Origin of the sequence: Ignatzschineria cameli, assembly GCF_003121895.1 — a bacterium.
GTDB classification, from domain to species: Bacteria; Pseudomonadota; Gammaproteobacteria; order Cardiobacteriales; family Wohlfahrtiimonadaceae; genus Ignatzschineria; species Ignatzschineria cameli.
On record NZ_QEWW01000003.1, the window covers coordinates 87,811 to 108,257 of the forward strand.

Annotated in this window: 20 protein-coding genes and 1 riboswitch; of the genes, 7 read left to right on the plus strand and 13 right to left on the minus strand. The window is 44.5% G+C overall.

Features of this window, described 5'->3' with window-relative positions:
- Window positions 1-586: 586 nt before the first annotated feature.
- From DC077_RS05735 to DC077_RS05760, 6 genes are all read right to left on the minus strand, one after another.
- Window positions 587-1,354, minus strand: a complete 768-nt coding sequence (locus DC077_RS05735) for a DUF4198 domain-containing protein (RefSeq protein ID WP_109201710.1) — start codon at window positions 1,352-1,354, stop codon at window positions 587-589.
- A gap of 32 nt (window positions 1,355-1,386) precedes the next feature.
- Window positions 1,387-1,611, minus strand: a complete 225-nt coding sequence (locus DC077_RS05740; protein WP_109201709.1) for a FeoB-associated Cys-rich membrane protein — start codon at window positions 1,609-1,611, stop codon at window positions 1,387-1,389.
- A 2-nt stretch (window positions 1,612-1,613) separates the two neighbouring features.
- The gene (locus tag DC077_RS05745) at window positions 1,614-2,417 is read right to left on the minus strand and encodes a DUF4198 domain-containing protein (protein ID WP_109201708.1); all 804 of its coding nucleotides are present in this window, start codon (window positions 2,415-2,417) and stop codon (window positions 1,614-1,616) included.
- 193 nt (window positions 2,418-2,610) lie between these two features.
- Window positions 2,611-2,913 (minus strand): hypothetical protein, encoded by a 303-nt coding sequence (locus DC077_RS05750; RefSeq protein ID WP_109201707.1) that lies wholly within the window; start codon window positions 2,911-2,913, stop codon window positions 2,611-2,613.
- Window positions 2,914-2,988: 75 nt separating this feature from the next.
- Complete coding sequence (feoB, locus tag DC077_RS05755; protein WP_109201706.1) at window positions 2,989-5,613, minus strand: ferrous iron transport protein B; 2,625 nt, start codon at window positions 5,611-5,613, stop codon at window positions 2,989-2,991.
- Complete coding sequence (locus DC077_RS05760; RefSeq protein WP_109201705.1) at window positions 5,610-5,858, minus strand: FeoA family protein; 249 nt, start codon at window positions 5,856-5,858, stop codon at window positions 5,610-5,612. The genes feoB and DC077_RS05760 overlap by 4 nt, the downstream gene beginning before the upstream one ends.
- A 347-nt stretch (window positions 5,859-6,205) precedes the next feature.
- Between DC077_RS05760 and DC077_RS10855 the strand changes: the two genes are divergently transcribed.
- From DC077_RS10855 to thiQ, 4 genes are all read left to right on the plus strand, one after another.
- Window positions 6,206-6,355, plus strand: coding sequence for a hypothetical protein (locus DC077_RS10855; protein ID WP_157953495.1), 150 nt, complete (start codon window positions 6,206-6,208; stop codon window positions 6,353-6,355).
- A gap of 57 nt (window positions 6,356-6,412) precedes the next feature.
- A riboswitch (TPP riboswitch) is annotated at window positions 6,413-6,514 on the plus strand.
- Between the two features lie 47 nt (window positions 6,515-6,561).
- Window positions 6,562-7,617 carry a thiamine ABC transporter substrate binding subunit gene (thiB, locus tag DC077_RS05765; protein WP_109201704.1) on the plus strand — a complete coding sequence of 352 codons (1,056 nt, stop codon included), beginning with the start codon at window positions 6,562-6,564 and terminating at the stop codon, window positions 7,615-7,617.
- A gap of 25 nt (window positions 7,618-7,642) precedes the next feature.
- Window positions 7,643-9,235 carry a thiamine/thiamine pyrophosphate ABC transporter permease ThiP gene (gene thiP / locus DC077_RS05770; protein WP_109201703.1) on the plus strand — a complete coding sequence of 531 codons (1,593 nt, stop codon included), beginning with the start codon at window positions 7,643-7,645 and terminating at the stop codon, window positions 9,233-9,235.
- Window positions 9,236-9,423: 188 nt separating this feature from the next.
- The gene (thiQ, locus tag DC077_RS05775; protein ID WP_109217905.1) at window positions 9,424-10,089 is read left to right on the plus strand and encodes a thiamine ABC transporter ATP-binding protein ThiQ; all 666 of its coding nucleotides are present in this window, start codon (window positions 9,424-9,426) and stop codon (window positions 10,087-10,089) included.
- Between the two features lie 116 nt (window positions 10,090-10,205).
- On the opposite strand, the gene DC077_RS05780 is transcribed toward thiQ, so the two are convergent.
- The 3 genes from DC077_RS05780 to DC077_RS05790 form a co-directional block, all read right to left on the minus strand.
- Window positions 10,206-11,639: a cytochrome c gene (locus DC077_RS05780; protein WP_109217892.1), complete on the minus strand. Its 1,434-nt coding sequence runs from the start codon at window positions 11,637-11,639 to the stop codon at window positions 10,206-10,208.
- Between the two features lie 3 nt (window positions 11,640-11,642).
- A complete protein-coding gene (locus tag DC077_RS05785) occupies window positions 11,643-13,298 on the minus strand; it encodes a GMC family oxidoreductase (protein ID WP_109217893.1) in 1,656 nt (551 codons plus the stop codon).
- A gap of 147 nt (window positions 13,299-13,445) precedes the next feature.
- Window positions 13,446-13,913, minus strand: a complete 468-nt coding sequence (locus DC077_RS05790; RefSeq protein WP_109217894.1) for a sugar dehydrogenase complex small subunit — start codon at window positions 13,911-13,913, stop codon at window positions 13,446-13,448.
- Window positions 13,914-14,385: 472 nt separating this feature from the next.
- Between DC077_RS05790 and DC077_RS05795 the strand changes: the two genes are divergently transcribed.
- Window positions 14,386-15,390 (plus strand): nickel/cobalt transporter, encoded by a 1,005-nt coding sequence (locus DC077_RS05795; protein WP_109217895.1) that lies wholly within the window; start codon window positions 14,386-14,388, stop codon window positions 15,388-15,390.
- An 86-nt stretch (window positions 15,391-15,476) separates the two neighbouring features.
- Here the strand turns inward: DC077_RS05795 and DC077_RS05800 are convergent, their stop codons facing one another.
- The 4 genes from DC077_RS05800 to hemE all read right to left on the minus strand — a co-directional run bounded on the left by DC077_RS05800 (window position 15,477) and on the right by hemE (window position 18,218).
- Window positions 15,477-16,103, minus strand: a complete 627-nt coding sequence (locus tag DC077_RS05800; protein ID WP_157953496.1) for a DUF1007 family protein — start codon at window positions 16,101-16,103, stop codon at window positions 15,477-15,479.
- A 57-nt stretch (window positions 16,104-16,160) separates the two neighbouring features.
- Window positions 16,161-16,565 carry a response regulator gene (locus DC077_RS05805; RefSeq protein ID WP_109201697.1) on the minus strand — a complete coding sequence of 135 codons (405 nt, stop codon included), beginning with the start codon at window positions 16,563-16,565 and terminating at the stop codon, window positions 16,161-16,163.
- A gap of 123 nt (window positions 16,566-16,688) precedes the next feature.
- Window positions 16,689-17,141 carry an NUDIX domain-containing protein gene (locus tag DC077_RS05810; protein WP_109201696.1) on the minus strand — a complete coding sequence of 151 codons (453 nt, stop codon included), beginning with the start codon at window positions 17,139-17,141 and terminating at the stop codon, window positions 16,689-16,691.
- A gap of 9 nt (window positions 17,142-17,150) precedes the next feature.
- Complete coding sequence (gene hemE / locus DC077_RS05815) at window positions 17,151-18,218, minus strand: uroporphyrinogen decarboxylase (RefSeq protein ID WP_109201695.1); 1,068 nt, start codon at window positions 18,216-18,218, stop codon at window positions 17,151-17,153.
- Window positions 18,219-18,707: 489 nt separating this feature from the next.
- On the opposite strand from hemE, the gene rpsB reads away from it, so the two are divergent.
- The gene (rpsB, locus tag DC077_RS05820; protein ID WP_109201694.1) at window positions 18,708-19,478 is read left to right on the plus strand and encodes a 30S ribosomal protein S2; all 771 of its coding nucleotides are present in this window, start codon (window positions 18,708-18,710) and stop codon (window positions 19,476-19,478) included.
- Window positions 19,479-19,564: 86 nt separating this feature from the next.
- A complete protein-coding gene (tsf, locus tag DC077_RS05825; RefSeq protein WP_109201693.1) occupies window positions 19,565-20,431 on the plus strand; it encodes a translation elongation factor Ts in 867 nt (288 codons plus the stop codon).
- Window positions 20,432-20,447: the final 16 nt, after the last annotated feature.

The following is a 20,447-nucleotide window of genomic DNA, read 5'->3' on the forward strand; positions in this document are numbered from 1 at the left end:
CCGGCAATAAGACGTCAAAGATGCCGAACCGCGGGCATGCACCGGTGAAAAGAATGATATCGTTGGCTCCCGCCGATCAACAGATTCTCTTAAGAATCATAAAATAATTCATTGAGACAAAAAAACTGATGAGTTGCCGGAGATCACCACTGCATGCTTCCAAAAATTGTGCGCCGGCAATAAGGCATCAGAGATACCAAACCGCGGGCATGCACCGGTTAAAAGAACAAAATGGTTGGCTCTCGCCACTCAACAAACTCTCTTAAGAATCATCAAAATGAACCATTGAGACAAAAGAGGCTGTTGAGTTGCCGGAGAATACCTCTGCATGCTTCCACAAGGTGCGTGCCGGAAGGGGCGATCTTCAATAGTGATTTAATAATCAGCCCACGAATGTGGGCTGAAGTTGTTACATCCAATATGAAAGTTAACTTTCTGGAATAACAGATAGATATTAAATAGTTATTAAATATTAATTAATGGGGCTGTATAAGACTTCAGCTCCCATTATTGGCATCCTTGGAATGACGCTGATGCTATATTCAATTGCGCTATTCAATGATCAATTGTTCCACTTGATAAGGATTTAGGGCTTAACCTCAAAAGTTAAAGTTGCACTCTCTGTAATTGTTTCACAATCTTTATTGCCACTCTCCCGATCTTGCTCCGCTTTGAGATACCAAAGTCCGTCTTTGAGCGGTCTAAATTCAAATTCACCCTTTAGATCTGTTACTGCTCTAAAAGGAACGCTCATATCGTTACTAGCATAACCGCCATAATTTCCTAAAATCGTCGCTTGCTTTACAGCTTTACCATCTTGAGTGAGTTTAAACTTCACCAACTCCCCTTCTTTAATCTTATTGGGAGAAACGAGGGGCGTAAGCTCGAGACCTTTATTGAGCGGTTGAGTTGCAAACTCACCATCTTTATCACCAACAGATAAGATCATCTTGCCATTTTTTGTCACAGTACCACAATAGACAACCTCATCACTCGTATCTTTTCGCGTCTTACCCATCTCCCAACTGCCATCACCCTTCTTGATCCATGTGGTGGGCTTATAACGACTTAAGACAAGATAAGTTCCCTCCTTAAGCGCTGTGCCTTCAAAGTGATAATCATGCTCTCCGCTCTGCGTTAATGTCTCTTGATAATTTTTACCGATAACGCTCATCGGCTCAAAGAGTGCTACGCGATCTTTCGCTATCGGTTCGGGCGTTGGGAAATGGTGACCATATACGATATCAGCCTCTAAAACAGAGCCATTTTTTGCCACACTCCATAAATCATGAGCATTAGCTTGAAGGCTCAATAACGCCGTGATCATTCCCAATAGAGATACTGTTTTTTTCATGATAATTTCCTCGATCTGTGAGTTTTAACGCTTTAATTCTTTAACTCTTTAATTTTTTGATAATGGAGACTCTTCCCCGCCGGTGATGTCGATTTCTGTAATGACGATTTCTCTAACCCTTTAGGCTGACAACTTTGGCGCTTGCCACACTCCTTTTTAGAAGAAGGACAACCACTACAGCCCTTCTTCTTCACCAATTTAAAGTAGAGATAGAAAAGAGCGGCCAGAAAGATTCCTAAAACGATGAGTCTATCCATGGCTATTGCATATCCTTTGCTTGAACCCAAATCACCGCATCTTGACTTAGCTCCTTGCCTTGATACTCCTTGTCAGGACCGACACCTAATGCTGCAAATCCCCACCAACCCGCTTTAGGGATTCCAAAGGTAAAGGTGCCATTCTCATCGGCTTTAATGACTAAGGTGACGAAGCTATCTTGCGGGGCAACAACTTGCGTAGGCCCTGTTTTATTTGCGGTAAGATCGATATCTGAGTTGAGATATTCCACCTCGATCTCAGCAAAAGGCACCGGCTTACCCTGACTCATCACCACCCCTGAAAAGGTTGAGTTTGCCCAAACACCATACGGCTTTGTTAAAGGGACAATCTCTGCTTTTAATCCAAGATCACGATCCCAATCGGTTGGCATCCCGGCCACATTCACCAATAACTTGGTAATCTGCTGAATATAGACCTCTTCATTTTGCTCATAGTAAGGCGCTGGCGTTAAGACGAAGAGATGATCGCCCATACTGCGCGCTCGATAGTTCGATTCAAAAGCTTTAGCTTGATTATTATTCCCCTGCCAAGTAATCGGCTTGAGGCTCTCTTTAAGATCGCGTTGCTGCCCTTTATGGACTACATAGAACGATTCCGGCGCCTCCATATCCATGGCATGTTCATCGGCAAAGGGGTGGGTGAAAATCATTTTAAGGGGGATCGTCTCCCCTTGATTGAGCGCAGATTCAGGCGTATAGAGCATCTGAAAATGGGCATTAGCGCTCCCCATAAACCCAAATAGCAGGGTTGGGAGTAAAAGTAATTTTTTCATCGATTTTTTCATGGTATTCCTCTTCTCTGTAAGTGATCGTATGTAGAAGTGATTCAGTAACTTAGTGATAAAGTGATAAAGTGACATTATTCAGTTTCTATTTCGGTGCCTGTCACCCTATCGCCACTTCTGCCATACTTTCGATCTTGCGGTTATGCGCAGTGATGCGTAGTTATACACAGTTATTCATGGATATTTGTGGTTGTTAATTAATCTGAGCGCCTTTTAAAATGACGCGGTGCCCATCACCACCATTAAAGACAGCGGAGTAATCACCTTCAGGCTTTTCAAAATTGACACTATTTAATTCATCGAACTTCATTTCGAGAACCTTTTTCCCCTCCTGTTCAACATAGAAGTCAACACCACTTGCGCTACTGCCATCGCTAAAACCGCCTTCACAGGTGATAGTGCCATCCCCTTCATCAAAGCAAGAGAGCAGTGCTGTGTGGGAGAAAGCCGCGGGAGAGAGGGCTAAAAGAGTGACGGTTAAAAGCATTTTTTTCATATCCAAATTCCTCGTTTAATGAAATGATAATGAGATCAAGATCTAAATCAGCATGATTTAGAGATGGTTAATAAGCTATGGGCGACGATATCGATAGGTTCCATCTACCCTATCGAGCGCCCCGTTATTTTCCGTACGCCGGACAAAACCTAAAATCAGCGTAATCAGAACAATGAAGCCGTAGAAATAACCCATCGTCTCCAGACCGCTCCAGGAGAAGTAATTGCCGAGCGTGTAAAAGAGAGAGGCGAAGAGCAACCCGAGTATAAAGGGCATAAAGATCGCCAATAGCATCAACTTATAGGAGTTAACGTTGAGCTTGACGACCACCATGGAGGCGATACAAGGTGGCGTAAAGATCATAAAAATGAGCATCGCAACCGCATGAAGCGCGTTATATCCTGTGGCCTCACTTCGAAAGGCCTCTTCCGCACGCTCTGCTTTACCCGATTCATAAATCGATCCGATAGTTGCCACAGCGCTCTCTCTTGCGGCAAAAGAACTTAAGAAGGCAACATTGATCCGCCAATCAAACCCGGCCCATTTCGTGACGGGTTCTAAAAATCGACCAAACATTCCTAGAAAAGAGTTGGTAATTCGTTCATTTTTAATCTCGTTTTGAAGTAGTTGTCCCTGTTGTGACAGCTTTCTAATCTCTCGATTGATCAAGCGTTCATCACTATTTTGGGGCTTAATAAAGCGAAAGAGTTGCGGCGCCATCTTTTCATATTTTGCATCTACGCCAGAGGCTTTTTCTGGTGATTGAGAGGCCACCATTCGAGCAGCGCGATAGTGATTATTCAGATTAATCAATTGATAAATCACCGCAGGTTCACTCACCTCTTGATAGTAGGGGGAGCTGTGAATCGCTTCATCATATTGAGCAAAGAGAACTTCAACTCGTTGATCGATCTCTTGTTGCTTCTCCTCAGAAAGCCCTGGAAATTGTAAAAGTACAAAGAGAACTACAGCGACCGCCATCACAATAGTGCCCACCTTGTGAATATAGAGCCAGATGCGCTCAATCGCACGGATGAGGACACCCTTTATTGTTGGGAGATGATAGGGAGGAAGCTCCATAATAAAGGGTGTACGCTCATGATGCTTTAAAATAGTCAGTGTTAAAAAACGGGCGATACTGAGTGCGATAAAGAAGGTAATCGTTGAGATAAAAAACATCATCAACGACATAGAGGTAGCAAAGAACGCCCCTAAAATAAGGGTATAGAAAGGGACCTTTGCCAAGCAATTCATATAGGGAACGGTCAAAATCGTAGCGATACGAGCGCGCTCATCAGCAATGCCCTTTGTAGCCATAATTCCGGGGACAGCACAACCGCCGACAAAAGCGCCACCGAGGACAAGGGGAAGGGTTGATTGCCCATGAAGTCCATAGCGATTAAAGATGCGGTCGAGAACAAAGGCGATTCTCGGCATATAGCCGGTATCTTCTAAAATAGCGATAATGATAAAGAGAATTAAGAAGATAGGAATATAATTCAGCAGCGCTAAGGCACTATTGACAAGCCAGATCCCAAGCTCCGTTACCATCGGAACCTCAATAAATTGAGGATCGGGGAGTAGCGAAACAATAAAGTTTTTCACGGATGCTAAATAGGGCCATGTATAATTGGTCAGCTCATACCCCTGCACAATCGAGAGCTCATAGGTGCCATAGATCACAAGCCCTAAGATAAAGAAGGAGAACCAACGATTAAGGACGACCTTATCGATCAAGGCAGTGAGTGTGGGTTTTTTATTAGTGGGCTCCGTCACCACTTGTTGATAAATACTATTGGCGACCTGATAGCGCTCAGCAACCACAATGGCATCGACCTTCGCCCTCTTTTCACGTCGTTCTGCGCTTTCAATCTTTTCAGCTTTTTCGGCCCCGTCGAGGTTCAAAGTTACTGCGGAATGTTTCAGAGATTTAGGAGACTCAGAAGATTTAGGCGGTTGTAGTTCAAAATCTTCAAAACGCGCCATAAAATCGGGCGCTTCAGTAGCGATTTGCGCTTTAATAATCTGATTATCTTCCAATAATTTGAGTGCTAACCATCGTGGGGAGATACGCTCGCATAGAGGGGTTAATACGCTTTCAGCCATTAATGCCGCCTCAACGCGATCAAGATCATCAGCAATTTGAGCGTAGTGACATAATGATCGCTTCTGTGGATTGAAAGTTTCATCCCGATTGTTGCGCGCTTCTTCTCCACTTTTTGCTGCTAAAAGATTCTCTAAGATCTCCTCTTTACCGATCCCTTTTGAGCCGACAGCTTCAACCACCGGAACGCCTAAGAGCTCTTCTAATCGTTCTCTATCAAGGCTTAATCCTCGTCTTTGAGCAACATCCATCATATTGAGGACGACGATCACCGGTTTACCGATTTCAAGTAACTGAAAAGTTAAGTAGAGACTACGTCGCAGGCAGGAGGCATCAATCACATTGATAATGACATCAGGATCACCATCGATTAGATAACCGATTGTCGCTTTCTCCTCCATCGAAAAGGCACTAAAGGAGTAAGTTCCGGGGAGATCAACAAGTTCGATCTCTGTCGCTTGATAGCTCAATCGAGTGCTCTTCTTCTCCACGGTGACGCCGGGATAGTTAGCGACATGTTGTTTAATGCCGCTCATCATATTAAAAATTGTGGATTTACCGCTATTCGGTTGTCCTGCTAAAGCTGCTTTTATCATTGCCCCACCCGCTCAATCTCAATCTTTTCTGCTTCTTCTCGACGAAGCGTCACGAAATAGCCAAGGATCTCCACCTCAAGAGGATCAAGCAGGGGTGCTGAACGCACCATCAACACCTCGGCACCGGGGATAAATCCCATATTGAAAAACTTCTGCCGTAACGCACCATCCGTATGAACGGCCTTAATAATCGCCCGCTCTTCTCTTTGCAATTGATTCAGCGCTAAAACCTGTTCTTGAGACATTTTGCACCTTTATTTAATATGAAAATATAATGGTAATGAGAATCATTCTAGTTAGCCCTTTTTAATAATGCAAATAATTCTTAAATGCATTTGATAGCTATTTCTTATTAACAAAGGATATTATTGAGAAATAAGTTATCAATATCGAGAGGTTAGCGATAATGGATGATCATAATTGATATGTAAAAAAATTTAGCGAATTGAGATATTGAGCCGGCAAATAGGCATCATGGATGCCAATTGGCGGGCATGCACCGGTGAAAAGAATGAAATAGTCAGCTCCCGCCGCTCAACAGATTCTCTTAAGAATCATAAAATAATTTATTGGGACAAAAGAGGTTGATGAATTGCCGGAGATTACCACTGCATGCTTCCCAAAACTGCATGCCGGCAAATATCGTTACCTTAACGATTACATCATCTTGAAAAAAAGAGCTGTTTCGTTGCCGGTCCTCCCTATCCCGTTCTTCCAGAGATTACGCGCCGGCAAAAAATAGAGTAACTCCTTAAAATTGCACTCTGTTTACAGATCTGATTAAAGCTTCTACAATAACGCTATCTCAACGGGGTGCTGTGAACCTTTCAACATAGCTGAGAATCACCCGTAGAACCTGATCCGGACAATACCGGCGGAGGGATTTGAGAATCGAGATGCCTGCGGGCTCTTCCTCAAATCCTGTGACACACTTACACAGGAGCCGTTATGATAAATCGAACCCTTTCTTCCCCCCTTAAGCGCCTTTCCCACTCGTTTCGTAAACCTCTTCGCCGAACTTTGTTGGTGGCATCGCTATTATTGTCGAGCTTAACGACGCTGGCTTTTGCTGAAAAACCGACATTGACCGTCTATACCTACGATTCCTTCGTCGCCGAATGGGGTCCGGGGCCACTGATTAAAGAGCGCTTTGAAAAAACGTGCGATTGTGAGTTGAAACTTGTCTCCCTTGGCGATGGCGTCTCCCTCCTCAATCGCCTACGTATGGAGGGGAAAAGAAGTAAAGCTGATCTGATCCTTGGCCTTGATAATAACCTGATCGCAGCGGCAGAAGAGACCGAGCTCTTCACCCCGGCGAATATCGATCAATCGATGCTGAAACTCCCAATCGAATGGGAGAATAAGACCTTTATCCCCTACGATTATGGCTACTTTGCTTTTATCTACGATAAGCGCAAAATTCAAAATCCACCGACAAGTATGGATCAACTCTTAGATCCCGACAATCAGTGGAGCATTATCTACCAAGATCCACGTACAAGTACGCCGGGATTAGGCCTACTTCTCTGGATGGAGAAGATCTATGGACAGGAGAGTGAATCTGCTTGGCAAAAAATGGCGAAAAAGACCATTACCGTGACAAAAGGTTGGAGCGAATCCTACGGCCTTTTTCTAAAAGGAGAGAGCGATTTTGTCTTAAGTTATACCGCATCCCCCGGCTATCAGATGCTCTATGATCATGATGATAACTATGCAGCAGCCCTCTTTGATGAAGGACATTATCTCCAAATTGAAGTGGCAGCGAAATTGAAAGCGAGCCCCCATCCGGAACTTGCTGATCAATTCCTCCAATTTATGTTAACGCAGGAATTTCAAGAGACTCTCCCGACAACCAACTGGATGTATCCGGTGATCGATATCCCACTTCCTGCCATCTATAATGCCTTGCCCTTACCGGCAAAAGCACTGCTCTTTAGTGCAGAAGAGGTGGCAAAAGAGCGACAAAATTGGATCCGTATCTGGCAATTTGCCGTTAGTCGCTAACGATTAGATCACTATTAAACCGTTAATGATTAATCGACAACTGATTCCCGGGCTGTTGGCCTCATCGCTCTTGGTGATAGTGGCACTCCTTGCTTTTGGTGCGCTTTGGTTCTTCGCCCCTAATGTCTCGCTCAGTGAGATCTTAGGGGATCGCTACCTCTGGCATGTGATCGGCTTTACCTTCTATCAGGCATTGCTCTCGGCCCTGCTCTCTGTGGTGCCGGCTATTTTACTTGCCCGCGCCCTCTATCGCCGGCGTTTTTGGGGGCGTACCCTGCTCCTTCGCCTCTCGGCAATGACGCTGGTGCTACCGGTATTAGTGGCTGTCTTCGGCATTCTCTCCATCTATGGCAAAAATGGTTGGCTTGCTACCCTTCTTCACTTTTTTGGGCTTGAATATCGCTTCTCCCCTTATGGGCTACAAGGGATTCTCCTTGCCCATGTCTTCTTCAATCTCCCCTTGGCAACGCGCATGTTACTGCAAGCGCTTGAGGGAATCTCGGTGGAGCAGAGACAGATATCGGCACAATTAGGGCTCAATGAGTGGCAACAATTTCGCATTATGGAGTGGCCCTATCTTCGCCGGCAACTGCTTCCTACCGCTGCGCTCATCTTTATGCTCTGCTTTTCGAGCTTTGCAACAGTCCTCGCTTTAGGGGGCGGACCACGCGCAACAACCATTGAGCTTGCGATCTATCAAGCCTTAAGTTATGACTTTGACCCCGGAAGAGCGGCGATTTTAGCGCTGATTCAACTCTTCTTCTGTATCGGCCTGATGCTGATCAGCCAGCGGATCAATAGCGCCTTTGCCATTGGCACCACAACGCGCCGATCGTGGTTTGATCCTGCTGATAATCGTTTTCGACAGGTGCGAGATTTTATCATTATAAGCATCGCGCTTCTTCTACTCCTACCGCCACTGATCGCCATTATGGCAGATGGGCTCAATCGCCGAGTGTGGGAGGTATTGCAACAATCGGCTCTCTGGCAAGCCACCTTCACCTCTCTCTTTATCGCCCTTTGTGCCGGGCTTTTAGCGGTAACTTTAACGATGATGCTCCTCTGGAGTAGCCGGGAATTGCGCCTTCGCCGCGCGGTAAAGCTAGGGCAAGCGATGGAATTGAGTGGCCTTCTGATTTTAGCCATGCCGGGGATTGTTCTCGCCACAGGATTTTTTATCCTCTTTAATGAGACGATCGGCATTCCAGAGTCCCCCTACGCCTTAGTGATTCTGACCAATGCCCTCTTAGCGATTCCCTATGCTCTTAAAACATTGGAGAATCCGATGCGAGATCTTGCGGAGCGTTATAACCCCCTATGCCACTCGCTTGCCATTAGTGGTTGGCGTCGGCTCTCCATCATTGAGCTTCGAGCACTTAAGAAACCGATCGCCCAAGCGCTCGCCTTCGCCTCTGTTCTCTCCATTGGCGATTTTGGTGTCGTGGCGCTCTTTGGAAATGAGGATTTCCGGACTCTACCCTACTATCTTTACCAACAATTAGGCGCTTATCGCACCAATGATGGCGCAGTGACAGCGATGCTTCTACTGCTGCTCTGCTTTATTCTCTTTACCCTCTTAGAGATGATCTCAGGACGGACTATAGAGGAGGAGAGATGATACAAAAAAGGATTTTAACGATGACGCAAGAGATGACGCCAGCGATGATTCAGCTCAACAATATCCACTACTATTTAAGACGCGCAAAGGGAGATCGAAAAGGGGACAAGAGTCATCACAAGATTACTCACGCTTCCCACTCTGACAACTCTGCCCTCTCTATTCCCTCTACCCATGTGCCACTACAGATGCACTTCGATTTTACTATCGCACAAGGGGAGCGAGTGGCCATTATGGGCCCAAGTGGTGCCGGGAAGAGTACGCTCCTCAATCTGATCAGCGGTTTTCAATACCCGGAAAGCGGAGAGATCTACCTCAATGGGGAAAACTTCACCACAGCACCGCCGGCAAAACGGCCGGTTTCGATGCTCTTTCAGGAGAACAATCTCTTTAACCATCTTACCGTTCGCCAAAATATCGGCTTAGGCATTGCACCTACCCTGCATCTTAAGAGGGAGGCGAAAGAGCGTGTCACCGATATTGCTGTACAGGTGGGCTTAGGAGATCTACTCAACCGACTTCCCGGAGAGCTCTCTGGCGGACAGAGACAACGTGTCGCCCTTGCTCGCTGTTTTATTCGGGAGCAACCGATTCTTCTCTTAGATGAGCCTTTTTCAGCCCTCGACCCGGCCCTGCGCCATGAGATGTTGCGCCTCTTAAGAGAGCGTTGCAATAGTGGCAATATCACCCTACTGATGGTATCGCACAATATTGAAGATGCTCATCAGATCGCGCCCCGCACCTTAGTGATCGACCGCGGAGGAATCGCCTATGATGGTGCCACAGAAGCGCTCTTAACCGGGGAAGACCCTGCGGCACTGCTATTGGGAATTACCCAAGACTACTCCAAATAATTTCTAATAATCCAAAATAATCCGAGACAACCCAGCATAGAGATAAATGAGATTCAAAAAAAGAGTGCCACCCTATGGATAGCACCCTTTGATAACACTCTTTGATAAACGCCTTATTAAGTACGCGCTCCTTTTCGGCGGAAATGCACCACGCCCCAGATAATGAGCAGAAGCAGAATCACTCCGCCGATCGCCATTCCCGGTAGCATAAAGGGTTGCGCCTTTAAAAGTAACGGTGCCGGACCGCCTAAACGAACCTCGCGCACCATCTCTGGTGTAATCTTCACCGATTGATTTCCATACTTTTCATAGACAAACTGTACAATTCTAGCGATCTGGGTATCATCTAACGCCTGTGTCGGTGAGTTGACCCCAAAGTTAGGCATATAGTAACGGGTCTCCCCCACTGTGCGATCAACCCCATTGAGAATTGCGGCAATCGCATTACCCGGATTGTAATCTCCCGTTGCCGTATTGTGATAGAGCGATGGATAGAACTGCTCAGGCGTTCCGCTCCCATCATTCTGATGACATGATGAACAGTAGGCACTATAGAGGCTCTCCCCACTCTTTAGAGTGTGATAGGCATCAACAGGCTCTGTTCCTCGAAGGAGAATATCCACATCAAATGGCGCACCGTAACTATCTCGAGGTGCTTTCTGCTCACTACTCTCGATCGCTTTTACACTGCGAATATAGGTCGCAATCGCTTGAAGGTCCTCGATCCGAAGATGTTGAAAACTATCGGAGACCGCTTCTGCCATCGGTCCGCCCGCTTGTGCTTTGCCATCGAGAAGCCCTCGCTGAAGATAGGTGACCAGATCATCTTGAGACCAATTACCGATCCCGGCATTGATGCTTGAGGTGATATTAGGGGCATACCATGAACCAAGCTGTCCGCCGGCAAGGTATTGACTCTTCTCCTCCCCCATCATCATATCTCGAGGTGTATGACAGGTACTACAGTGAGCAAGTGCCTCTACAATATAAGCCCCACGATTCCACTCATCACTCTGTGAGGTGTCTGGCTGAAAAGGGCCTTTATCGAGAAAGAGTCCATTCCAAACAATCATCATCGAACGCATATCGAATGGAAAAGGGAGATCTGTATGATGAGTCGGCGCGATATTAACAGGCTCTACCGCCGTCATAAAGTAGGCGTAGAGATCAGCGATATCTTCATCCTTCAGCTTTGTGTAAGCAGTATAGGGCATCGCCGGGTAGAGATGCTCACCATCGGCGCGAATACCTTTTCGCAAAGCATCACGAAATTGCTCAAGCGTATAATTACCAATCCCATACTCTTTTGAAGGGGTGATATTACTGGAATAGATATCTCCTAACGGAGAACTCACCGCATAACCGCCGGCAAAAGGTTTACCCTCTGCAGCAAAGTTGGTGTGACATGCCTGACAATCCCCTAAAATGGAGAGATACTCCCCGCGCTTGGGATCTCCCTTTATGGAATCGAGCGAATCTGCCAATGCTGGCGTAGCGTAACCCAAAGTGAATGAGAATGTTAGCAGGAGAAGTTGAGATAATTTTTTCATAATTTACTCCATACTTTTAAGTAGATCATCCGCTGCACGCAGACCGAGTGCCGCCATCGAGAGCGTTGAGTTGACAACACTCGATGAGGGCATCGCACCGCCCCCAGGGAGCCAGAGATTATCATGATCATAAGTCCGACAATAGCTATTCACAACCCCATTTTGCGGTGTATCGCCCATAATATTGCCCCCCATAATATGGTTATTAGGAACAAATTCTGTAGTCACAACCACCTCTTGCCCTTTAAAGAGTGCGGCAATCTCTCGCAATTTCTCCTGCGCAGCGATACGACCACGACGGGTATAATCCCCAACATCGTAGTAGATATCAGGACAGGCTAAACCTAATGCATCTTTACGAGTTTTACTCAAGGTGAGGCGATTCTCCTCAGAGGGGAGAACCTCTAACATGATATCCCAATAGACCGAATGGGTTGTTCGCTCCCGAATTTCGCGCTGTAACTCTTTTCCTTCATACCCTTTCTCAAGCGCTACCTGCGTTTCGGCAAGGTTTCGATTAAGGTTATTCATAATAATTAAGAAAGCCGCATGATCTCGGCGGAAGCTCCCATCACGATAGCCCACCATTGCGGCACTCTGCGCCGGACCTCGACCTACCCAGAGCGGATCTTTCGATTGGAAAGAGCAGTGAATACCGGAGTGATCCATCATATTTTTCCCAACTAAACCAGAGCTATTGTTGGCAATACCATTGGGATTACTCTCATTAGCGGCAAGCAGCAGAAGACGCGGCGTTTCGATCCCGTTACAAGCAAAGACAAAGCGTTTTCCACTCACCTTGTGGGATTTCTTCTCTCGATCGTAGTAGTGAATCGCGGTAATACGATTATTTTCATCATTATCCACACGATAGACAACCGTTTCCGAGAGAACTGTTGTACCATTTCGCTCTGCACGCACCACATGATGAATCCCGTTATACATCGCACCAATGGGGCAGATCGGCATACAGTTATTGTTACCGCAACAGACGGGGCGCTCCTCCCACACTCGTGAACTTCGCCCTTGTGGAATAGGGACTAAGTGACAACCAAACGCATTAGTCGTTGCCGCAACTGAACGCTCAAAATAGGACCAGGGAATCATCTCCATGGGATAGGGTTTACTGCGCTCCGGTGGCGATTGCATCTTAGGATCTCGAGGTCCGGCGACACCGATCTCATACTCTGCACGGGTATAGTAGGGTTCAAGATCATCATATGTGATCGGCCAATCTCGGCCCACGCCGTAGAGAGACTTCATCTTAAAGTCATGAGGGGCATGGCGCCAACAAGAAGCGGCCCAGTGCCAAGTGGTTCCCCCTACCGTTTTAAGATAATCTTGCGCATAAGCTGCGGCATTGGGGCCGGAGAGCTTAAGATATCCATTATCGGGGAAGTAATCGGGGAAAGGCGCATTGGGAGATTGTGGATAGAGGCTCTGATAATCGATCCCTGTACGATTCTTTTCCGGCATATTACGAGAGTTCTCAACAATCTGCCCCCGCTCAACACGAAGACCGGCATCAAGCAGGAGGACGCTATGCCCCTTTGCAGAGATCTCCGTTGCCATCATCGCACCCACAATTCCACTACCGACAATCACAACATCGGCTTCCCAATCCCCATTTGCTAACTGCTTTGCTCTATTTTTTACCATATTAATTACACCTTATTATTTTTAATAGCTTGATGACTTATTCTGATAATGTGGTTCTCTTAAAGTCTTCAATATCCAACTATTCCGAGAGATTCGGATAGCGACTTATCATGATTTTTCGCTTCCAAAGCAAATCAAATCACAAAGCTAAAAAGAGATCGGAAAATTGGGTTCCTTAGTAATCCCAGGGGGAAGCGCTTTAAACCAGAGTTCACCGCGAAAGCAGTAAGTAGGTGTCGGCAAACCATCCGCCGTTGGGCGATACATAAATGCATCCTTATAGGCAATAACGCGCACCTGCCCCGCTTCATTAGGGCCGACAGTACCGGTATACCAAGAGTGAAGAATCTTCTTCTGAAGAGCGCGATTGCTAGCAAACTGGGGGGATTCATCAGGAAAGAGCTCTAGAAAAGCGGCAAGATAACGTGCGCCTAACTCTCGATTAAGCGTTTCATAGCCGGTTAGTTTTCGCGACAGATCTAAAAATGCATCGAGATGTTGCTCCACAAGAGGAGAGGCTACCTGCGCCACAGAAAGTGGCGGTAAAAGAGCGGTAGAGAGAAGAAAGCCACCCGCATAGATAAAGCGACGGCGAGAAAGATCATTTTGATACATAGAACTCCTCATAATAATCCCGATCAGGAACATATATATATAAAATTAAGCAAACTAAAATACTAAAATAAACTAATATTTAATTCCCCCAATCATAATATTCTCCTTAATTTGTATTATTTAGATAGCCCACAAAAGACTAGAGCTTACAAAATAGATGAGTCATTGATATTAAACTTAATGAAAGGAAATAAAAGGAAATATAAGAAATATAACTATTAATGGCATACTTCCAAAAATATAGAGATAATAACCACACTTTCATTAAATCACATAATATAAAAATAATTTATTTATATCCATCTATATCAATTTAAACATCTAATCATAAAATAATATTAATCAATATGATTTATCATCACTTCTAGTTTTTAGTTTTCCTCCTAGAAGAAACAGAAAAAATTTTATAAAATAGCATGCTTTTTATTCTTTTTAATCATCATTCTAAAGAAATAAATAGAGAAATACCGCTATGCAACACAAATACTTACCACCTTCCCTTTTCAATCAAATCCTCCCCTTTTTTAAAACGGTTCTTATACTTTCCTTGATCTTAATTATCGGAATAGGTATCTTTTACTTTATCTCCTGGGACCAATTATTGATCGATATTATAAAAACACAGACTCTATTGCAGCAAAAGCTGACCCAAAAACTACATCTTATTGCAAAACATGGCTGGGAAGCGAGTGGGGCATTGATTAGCATTAGCTTTTTGTATGGTCTTTTTCACGCTGCTGGCCCCGGGCATGGAAAGGCTGTGATCATCACTTATCTAGGGAGTAGCCCAACGCAATTACGACGAGGAATATTACTATCCCTGATCACGGCGTTAGTCCAAGGATTAGTAGCTATTCTGCTTATTGAAATTTCGATGCAACTGATCCATTTATCCTTGAGAAAAACTCAAGAAACAGCGCTCTATCTTAACCGTATAAGTTTTATATTTGTCATGATCATTGGCTTATTGCTGATCATTAAAAGTGTCCAGAAACTCTACCAATATTATCGCATACATATTCATCATAAAATCTTCAATAACGCTCAACTCGAGGAGGAAAACGCTGAAAAAGACCCATATCAATGCTGCACAACCACCCCCCTGCACGCTTCCTATCTCGAGCAACCCATCACTTTAAAACAACTTCTTACCGTGATATTGGCCATAGGCCTACGCCCCTGTACCGGGGCTATTTTAATCTTACTCGGTGCATATTCCATGGGGTTACGCTGGGTTGGGATTATTGCTGTATTAGTCATGTCTATTGGCACGGGTATTACCGTCAGTTTTATCGCAATTTTAACCGTTTCTTCCCGTAACTTTGTATTAAAACACTTAACAAAAGCACAAAAAAAACATTCCCGTTATCAAATTTTTACCAACACCTCCATGCTATTAGGCGGCATCTTGATTTTTACAATGGGGATCATGCTCCTGTTACAAGGTATACAGCAGCCGGTGAGTCCCCTGCTATAAATTTATATCTCATAAAGCCCCTTAACCAAAAGGTACTTTAGAGTTGATAACAGCTATTAACGACTCACCAACATTAATAAGTACATTCAAGATGAACATTCAAGATGAACGATCTCCGCAAATAACTCCCCAAATTGAGGATCTACTTGTACCCCATAATCGATCATCGCTGCTTGAAGGAAATCATCTGCCGTAGGCTCTGGATATTCGATATAGAGTCGACAATTATCAATAAGCCCCTCTATCTGTGGTGGAAAATCTGCAGACTGTAATATCTCGATATAAAAAGAGGGGTCATAAGCTGCTAAGGTAATATTTTGATTCTTAATATCAATCGGTGAGCTAAGTAACATTGTGAAACTGAGCACTAAAGTCTCATCGATTAACTCGCCTCGATATTGCGCCACTTCACTTAAAGGAACGCTTTGACCATTCACACTTAATTTTAAAAAATAATCATAGGGGGCTAATTTTCTTAGAGTCTCTTTTGCCCACTGATCTAGATGAAAATTCTGTTTTGATTTAGGATAATTTAAATCTTGTAATACGACATCAGTTAAGAGATTATCATAATGCCAACGCTGCTTAATACCCATCAATTTTCCATCATTAGAGACTAGAAATGTTGAACCTGTATAAATCCAAGCATGAGGATGAGCCAATATTATTATCGGCGAAAAAAGAAAGAGTAGTCCCCATAATATCTTTTTCATAATCAACCACATTTAACTGACAGACCTCTATTAATGCCAATAATAAACCCTTTTTTACTAAAAAGCATCCTCATCATCAAATAACCATGTTTGATACTCCTCCCACAACTTTTTGATGCGTTCAAAGAGGATTAAAGGATCTGCCTTTTTACTAATAATGCCTAAGAGCGCCGGCGGGCGAGGAAGAGAGTGCAGTACTAAACGATCATTTTGCGTCACAATAATACCCGGCACCTCTTTCGGAGCGAGCTGTTTCTGTAGGAGATCTAAGGTCTCAACGCCGGTGATAACCGGCAAGATCAGATCCACAACAATAAGATCGGGCGTATAACCGGCATTTAAGAGGCGAGCAGCCTCTGCATAGTGATAACAACATTGACATTGATCCTGCGAGAAGAGCCCACGAAATTTCTCCTGCAATGTGGCATCTTCCGTCACCAATAGAATATTTTTCAATAACATTCTTTAAGCCTCCAAATAGAGAGTGCCGTAGCATTTGCCCGGCACTCAGCATCTTATCTGCAATCATTAGGGATCGCTCTAGAGATGAATAATTGATCTTAAATTGGGAACCTGCACACCGCTCTAACGACCGCCGGAGACTCTTCGATCATACGCTAAAAAGGTATCTGACCAGAGAATCACCTCCTGCACACGGGGGGTCACTCGGCGCAACGCTTCTGCGCGCGTAACCCAAGCCCATTCGCTATGTTCAGGACGCCCAAGATCGGGATTGATCGGCAAGCGAATACCGCGTCGTTTCGTCTCTGCAAGATAGTAACGCGCAACCTTTTTACCGCGAAAGTAGGGATCTGTCTCAAAGTAGTCATAGCCCCAGGGGAAGGTGAGGTCACGAATGGTTGTCTCTTCACGAACCTCCCGCAGTGCTGTCTCTAAGGGTTTCTCTCCCGCTTCGATCTGACCTTTAGGAAAATCCCAAAAGTTGTAAGCTCGAAGCAGAAGGTAGCGAAACTCTCGTCTATCCCATCGTACGATGACCGCTCCACAAGATAAAATCTCAGGAGGACTCTGTTTCATCTTTAACCTTTAGTGGTACTCAGGGCTAAACTCACGAACAGCGTCAACCATTGCTTTAACATTCTCAGGATCGATTCCCGGATGGATACCGTGACCTAAGTTGAAGATATGCCCTTCATCTGCTGCAACTTTACCAAAGCCCGCAAGCACCTTCTTCACATTTTCACGAACAATTTCAGGCGTTGAGTAGAGAACACCTGGGTCCATATTTCCTTGAAGCACAACCTCTTTACCCACTAAAGCTTTCGCTTCAGAAATATCGGTCATCCAGTCTAAGCCTAAGCCGTTAGCACCAATTGCCGCCTGCTCTTTCAACCACATGCCACCATTTTTGGTAAAGACGATTGAAGGAATCTTCTCGCCATCATACTCTTTGATCAAGCCATTTAGGATCTTCTCCATATAGCGCAAAGAGAACTCTTGATAATGCTCTTTAGAGAGAATACCGCCCCAAGTATCAAAGATCTGAACGGCAGCGGCACCATTTTTAATCTGAGCATTGAGGTAGTCGATCACGACATCAGAGAGCTTATCGAGCAATTGATGCATCACTTTTGGATGCTCATACATAAAGCCGCGCACCTTACCAAAATCTTTACTACCGCCCCCTTCAATCATATAGGTGGCAAGTGTCCAAGGGCTTCCGGTAAAACCGATTAGTGGCACTTCATTCTTCAATGCTTTACGAATGGTTGATACCGCATTCATCACATAGCCTAAGGAGTCTTCCACATCAACGACCGGGAGTTTTGCAACTTGTGCAGGATCGGTAATCGGCGTTTCAAAGACAGGACCTTTCCCAGGAACAAAGCTTAAACCTAAGCCCATTGCATCTGGGATTGTTAAGATGTCAGAGAAGAGGATCGCAGCATCAAAGCCGAAACGATCGATGGGCTGAAGGGTCACTTCACACGCAAGTTCAGCATTACGGCAGAGCGCCATAAAGTCACCCGCTTGTGCGCGCACTCGGCGATACTCTGGTAGATAACGCCCTGCTTGACGCATCATCCAGACCGGTGTTCTGTCTACTTTCTCTTTTAAAAGGGCACGAATAAAACGATCATTTTTATAAGTCATTGTTCTGTCCTAACACTTAGTTTATATCTAATTTATATCGGCACGATTATATCATATCCCCCTTTTCTCCTCTCTCTTTATTATTTTAAATCGCTAGCTTATAAGGCTTTTTTGGACTATAATACGGGGCTTGCCATTTTGATTACTTTCTACTCATCGAATCACTCACTGAGAGAGGTAACAAGGGCAAAGAAGGCTGGATTAACCCTTTTTATGACCCATAAACGGAAGGGATATTCTGGTAAAACTTAACTTAAACTACTCACAGATGAAAACTCCAAGACGGGGGTGCTCTGTAGGGCTTAACTTCTCATAGCGCTGAAGATTGAGTCATCGCAGCACTGATAGAGGTCGATCGATAAATATTGATCAATCCATCATGGCAGAAATGCGATAACTTCACTTAAGAGGAGAGGTGCAAAAGCCATATATGAGTTACGTCTTAGGAAAATCTGGAGGCTTAACCCTAAATTTACAAAAGGAAATAATATGTCACAAGTTTCAATGCGCGATATGCTCGAAGCGGGCGTTCACTTTGGTCACCAAACTCGTTTCTGGAATCCAAAAATGAAGCCTTACATCTTTGGATCACGTTCTAAAATTCATATCATTAACTTAGAAGAGACTCTTCCAATGTTTAATGATGCGATGAACTTTATCTCTAAAGTTGCTTCACAAAATGGTCGTATCCTTTTTGTGGGTACAAAACGCGCAGCATCTGACATTATCACAGAGCAAGCGAAACGTGCAGGTATGCCTTACGTTAACCATCGCTGGTTAGGTGGTATGCTTACTAACTTCAAAACTGTTCGTAACTCAATTCGCCGTCTTCGTGAAATCGAAGAGATGAAAGAAGATGGTTCTATCGAGCGCTTGACGAAAAAAGAAGGTATTTTATTAGAGCGTGAAGTAGCGAAGCTCGAAAAAAGCCTTGGCGGTATTAAAGATATGCCTAATATTCCGGATGCGATCTTCATTATTGATGTTGGCTATGAGAGCAACGCAGTAGCTGAAGCGAAAAAAATGGGTATTCCGGTAATCGGTGTTGTAGATACAAACAGCTCACCAGAGAACATTGACTATGTCATTCCTGGTAACGATGATGCTATTCGTGCAATTCAACTCTATGCAACAGCAGCAGCGGACGCGGTAATTGAAGGCCGTGGTTCAAATGCACAACTTATCTCTGAAGATCTTCAAAAGAAAGATCAATTCGTAGAAGTTGAAGAAGTTGTAGTGGTAGAAGAAGCCGCAGAATAATCAGTAAGGTTAAGCGCTCATCTTGTATGGGCGCTTCACTTTATCACCAATTTCCGATTCACTTTTCATTTATTAAGGTATTTATAATGGCGACAATTACAGCAGCTATGGTAAAAGAACTCCGTGAACGTACAGGTTCAGGGATGATGGAATGTAAAAAAGCGCTCACCGAAACTAACGGCGATATCGAAGCAGCAATCGAATTAATGCGTAAGAGCGGTCAAGCAAAAGCTGACAAGAAAGCAGATCGTGCAGCTGCAGAAGGCGTTCTTTTAATTCGTAACGATGACAAATTTGGTGTAATCGTTGAAATTAACTGTGAAACTGACTTCGTTACTAAAAACGAAGACTTCATCGCATTCTCAAACAAAGTAGCAGATATCGCATTTGAAAAACGTGCGAACACAATTGATGACTTAGCTGAGATCACTGTTGATGGTGTATCACTTGATGAAGCGCGTAAAAACCTTATCGCTAAAATCGGTGAGAATATCACAGTTCGTCGCGTAGCAGGTCTTCATGCTGAAGGTCGTATCGGTGCTTATGCACACGGTATCCGTATCGCTGCACTCGTTGACGTTGAAGGTGGAAATGAAGAGCTTCCACGTGATATCGCAATGCATATCGCAGCTTCAAACCCTGTTTGTGTTGATGCAACAGGTGTTCCTGCTGAGCTTTTACAAAAAGAGCGTGATATCTTTACTGCACAAGCAGCAGAGTCAGGCCGTCCTGCAGATATCCAAGAAAAAATGATCGAAGGTCGTATCCGTAAGTATCTTGAAGAAGTTACTCTTGTCGGACAAAGCTTCGTGAAAGATCCTGATATGACAGTTGAAAAACTTCTTAAATCAGAATCTGCAAAAGTAAACGCATTCGTACGTTTAGAGCTTGGTGAAGGTGTTGAGATTGTTGAATCAGACTTCGCAGCAGAAGTTATGGAACAATTAAAATAGATCTCAATAGATCAGA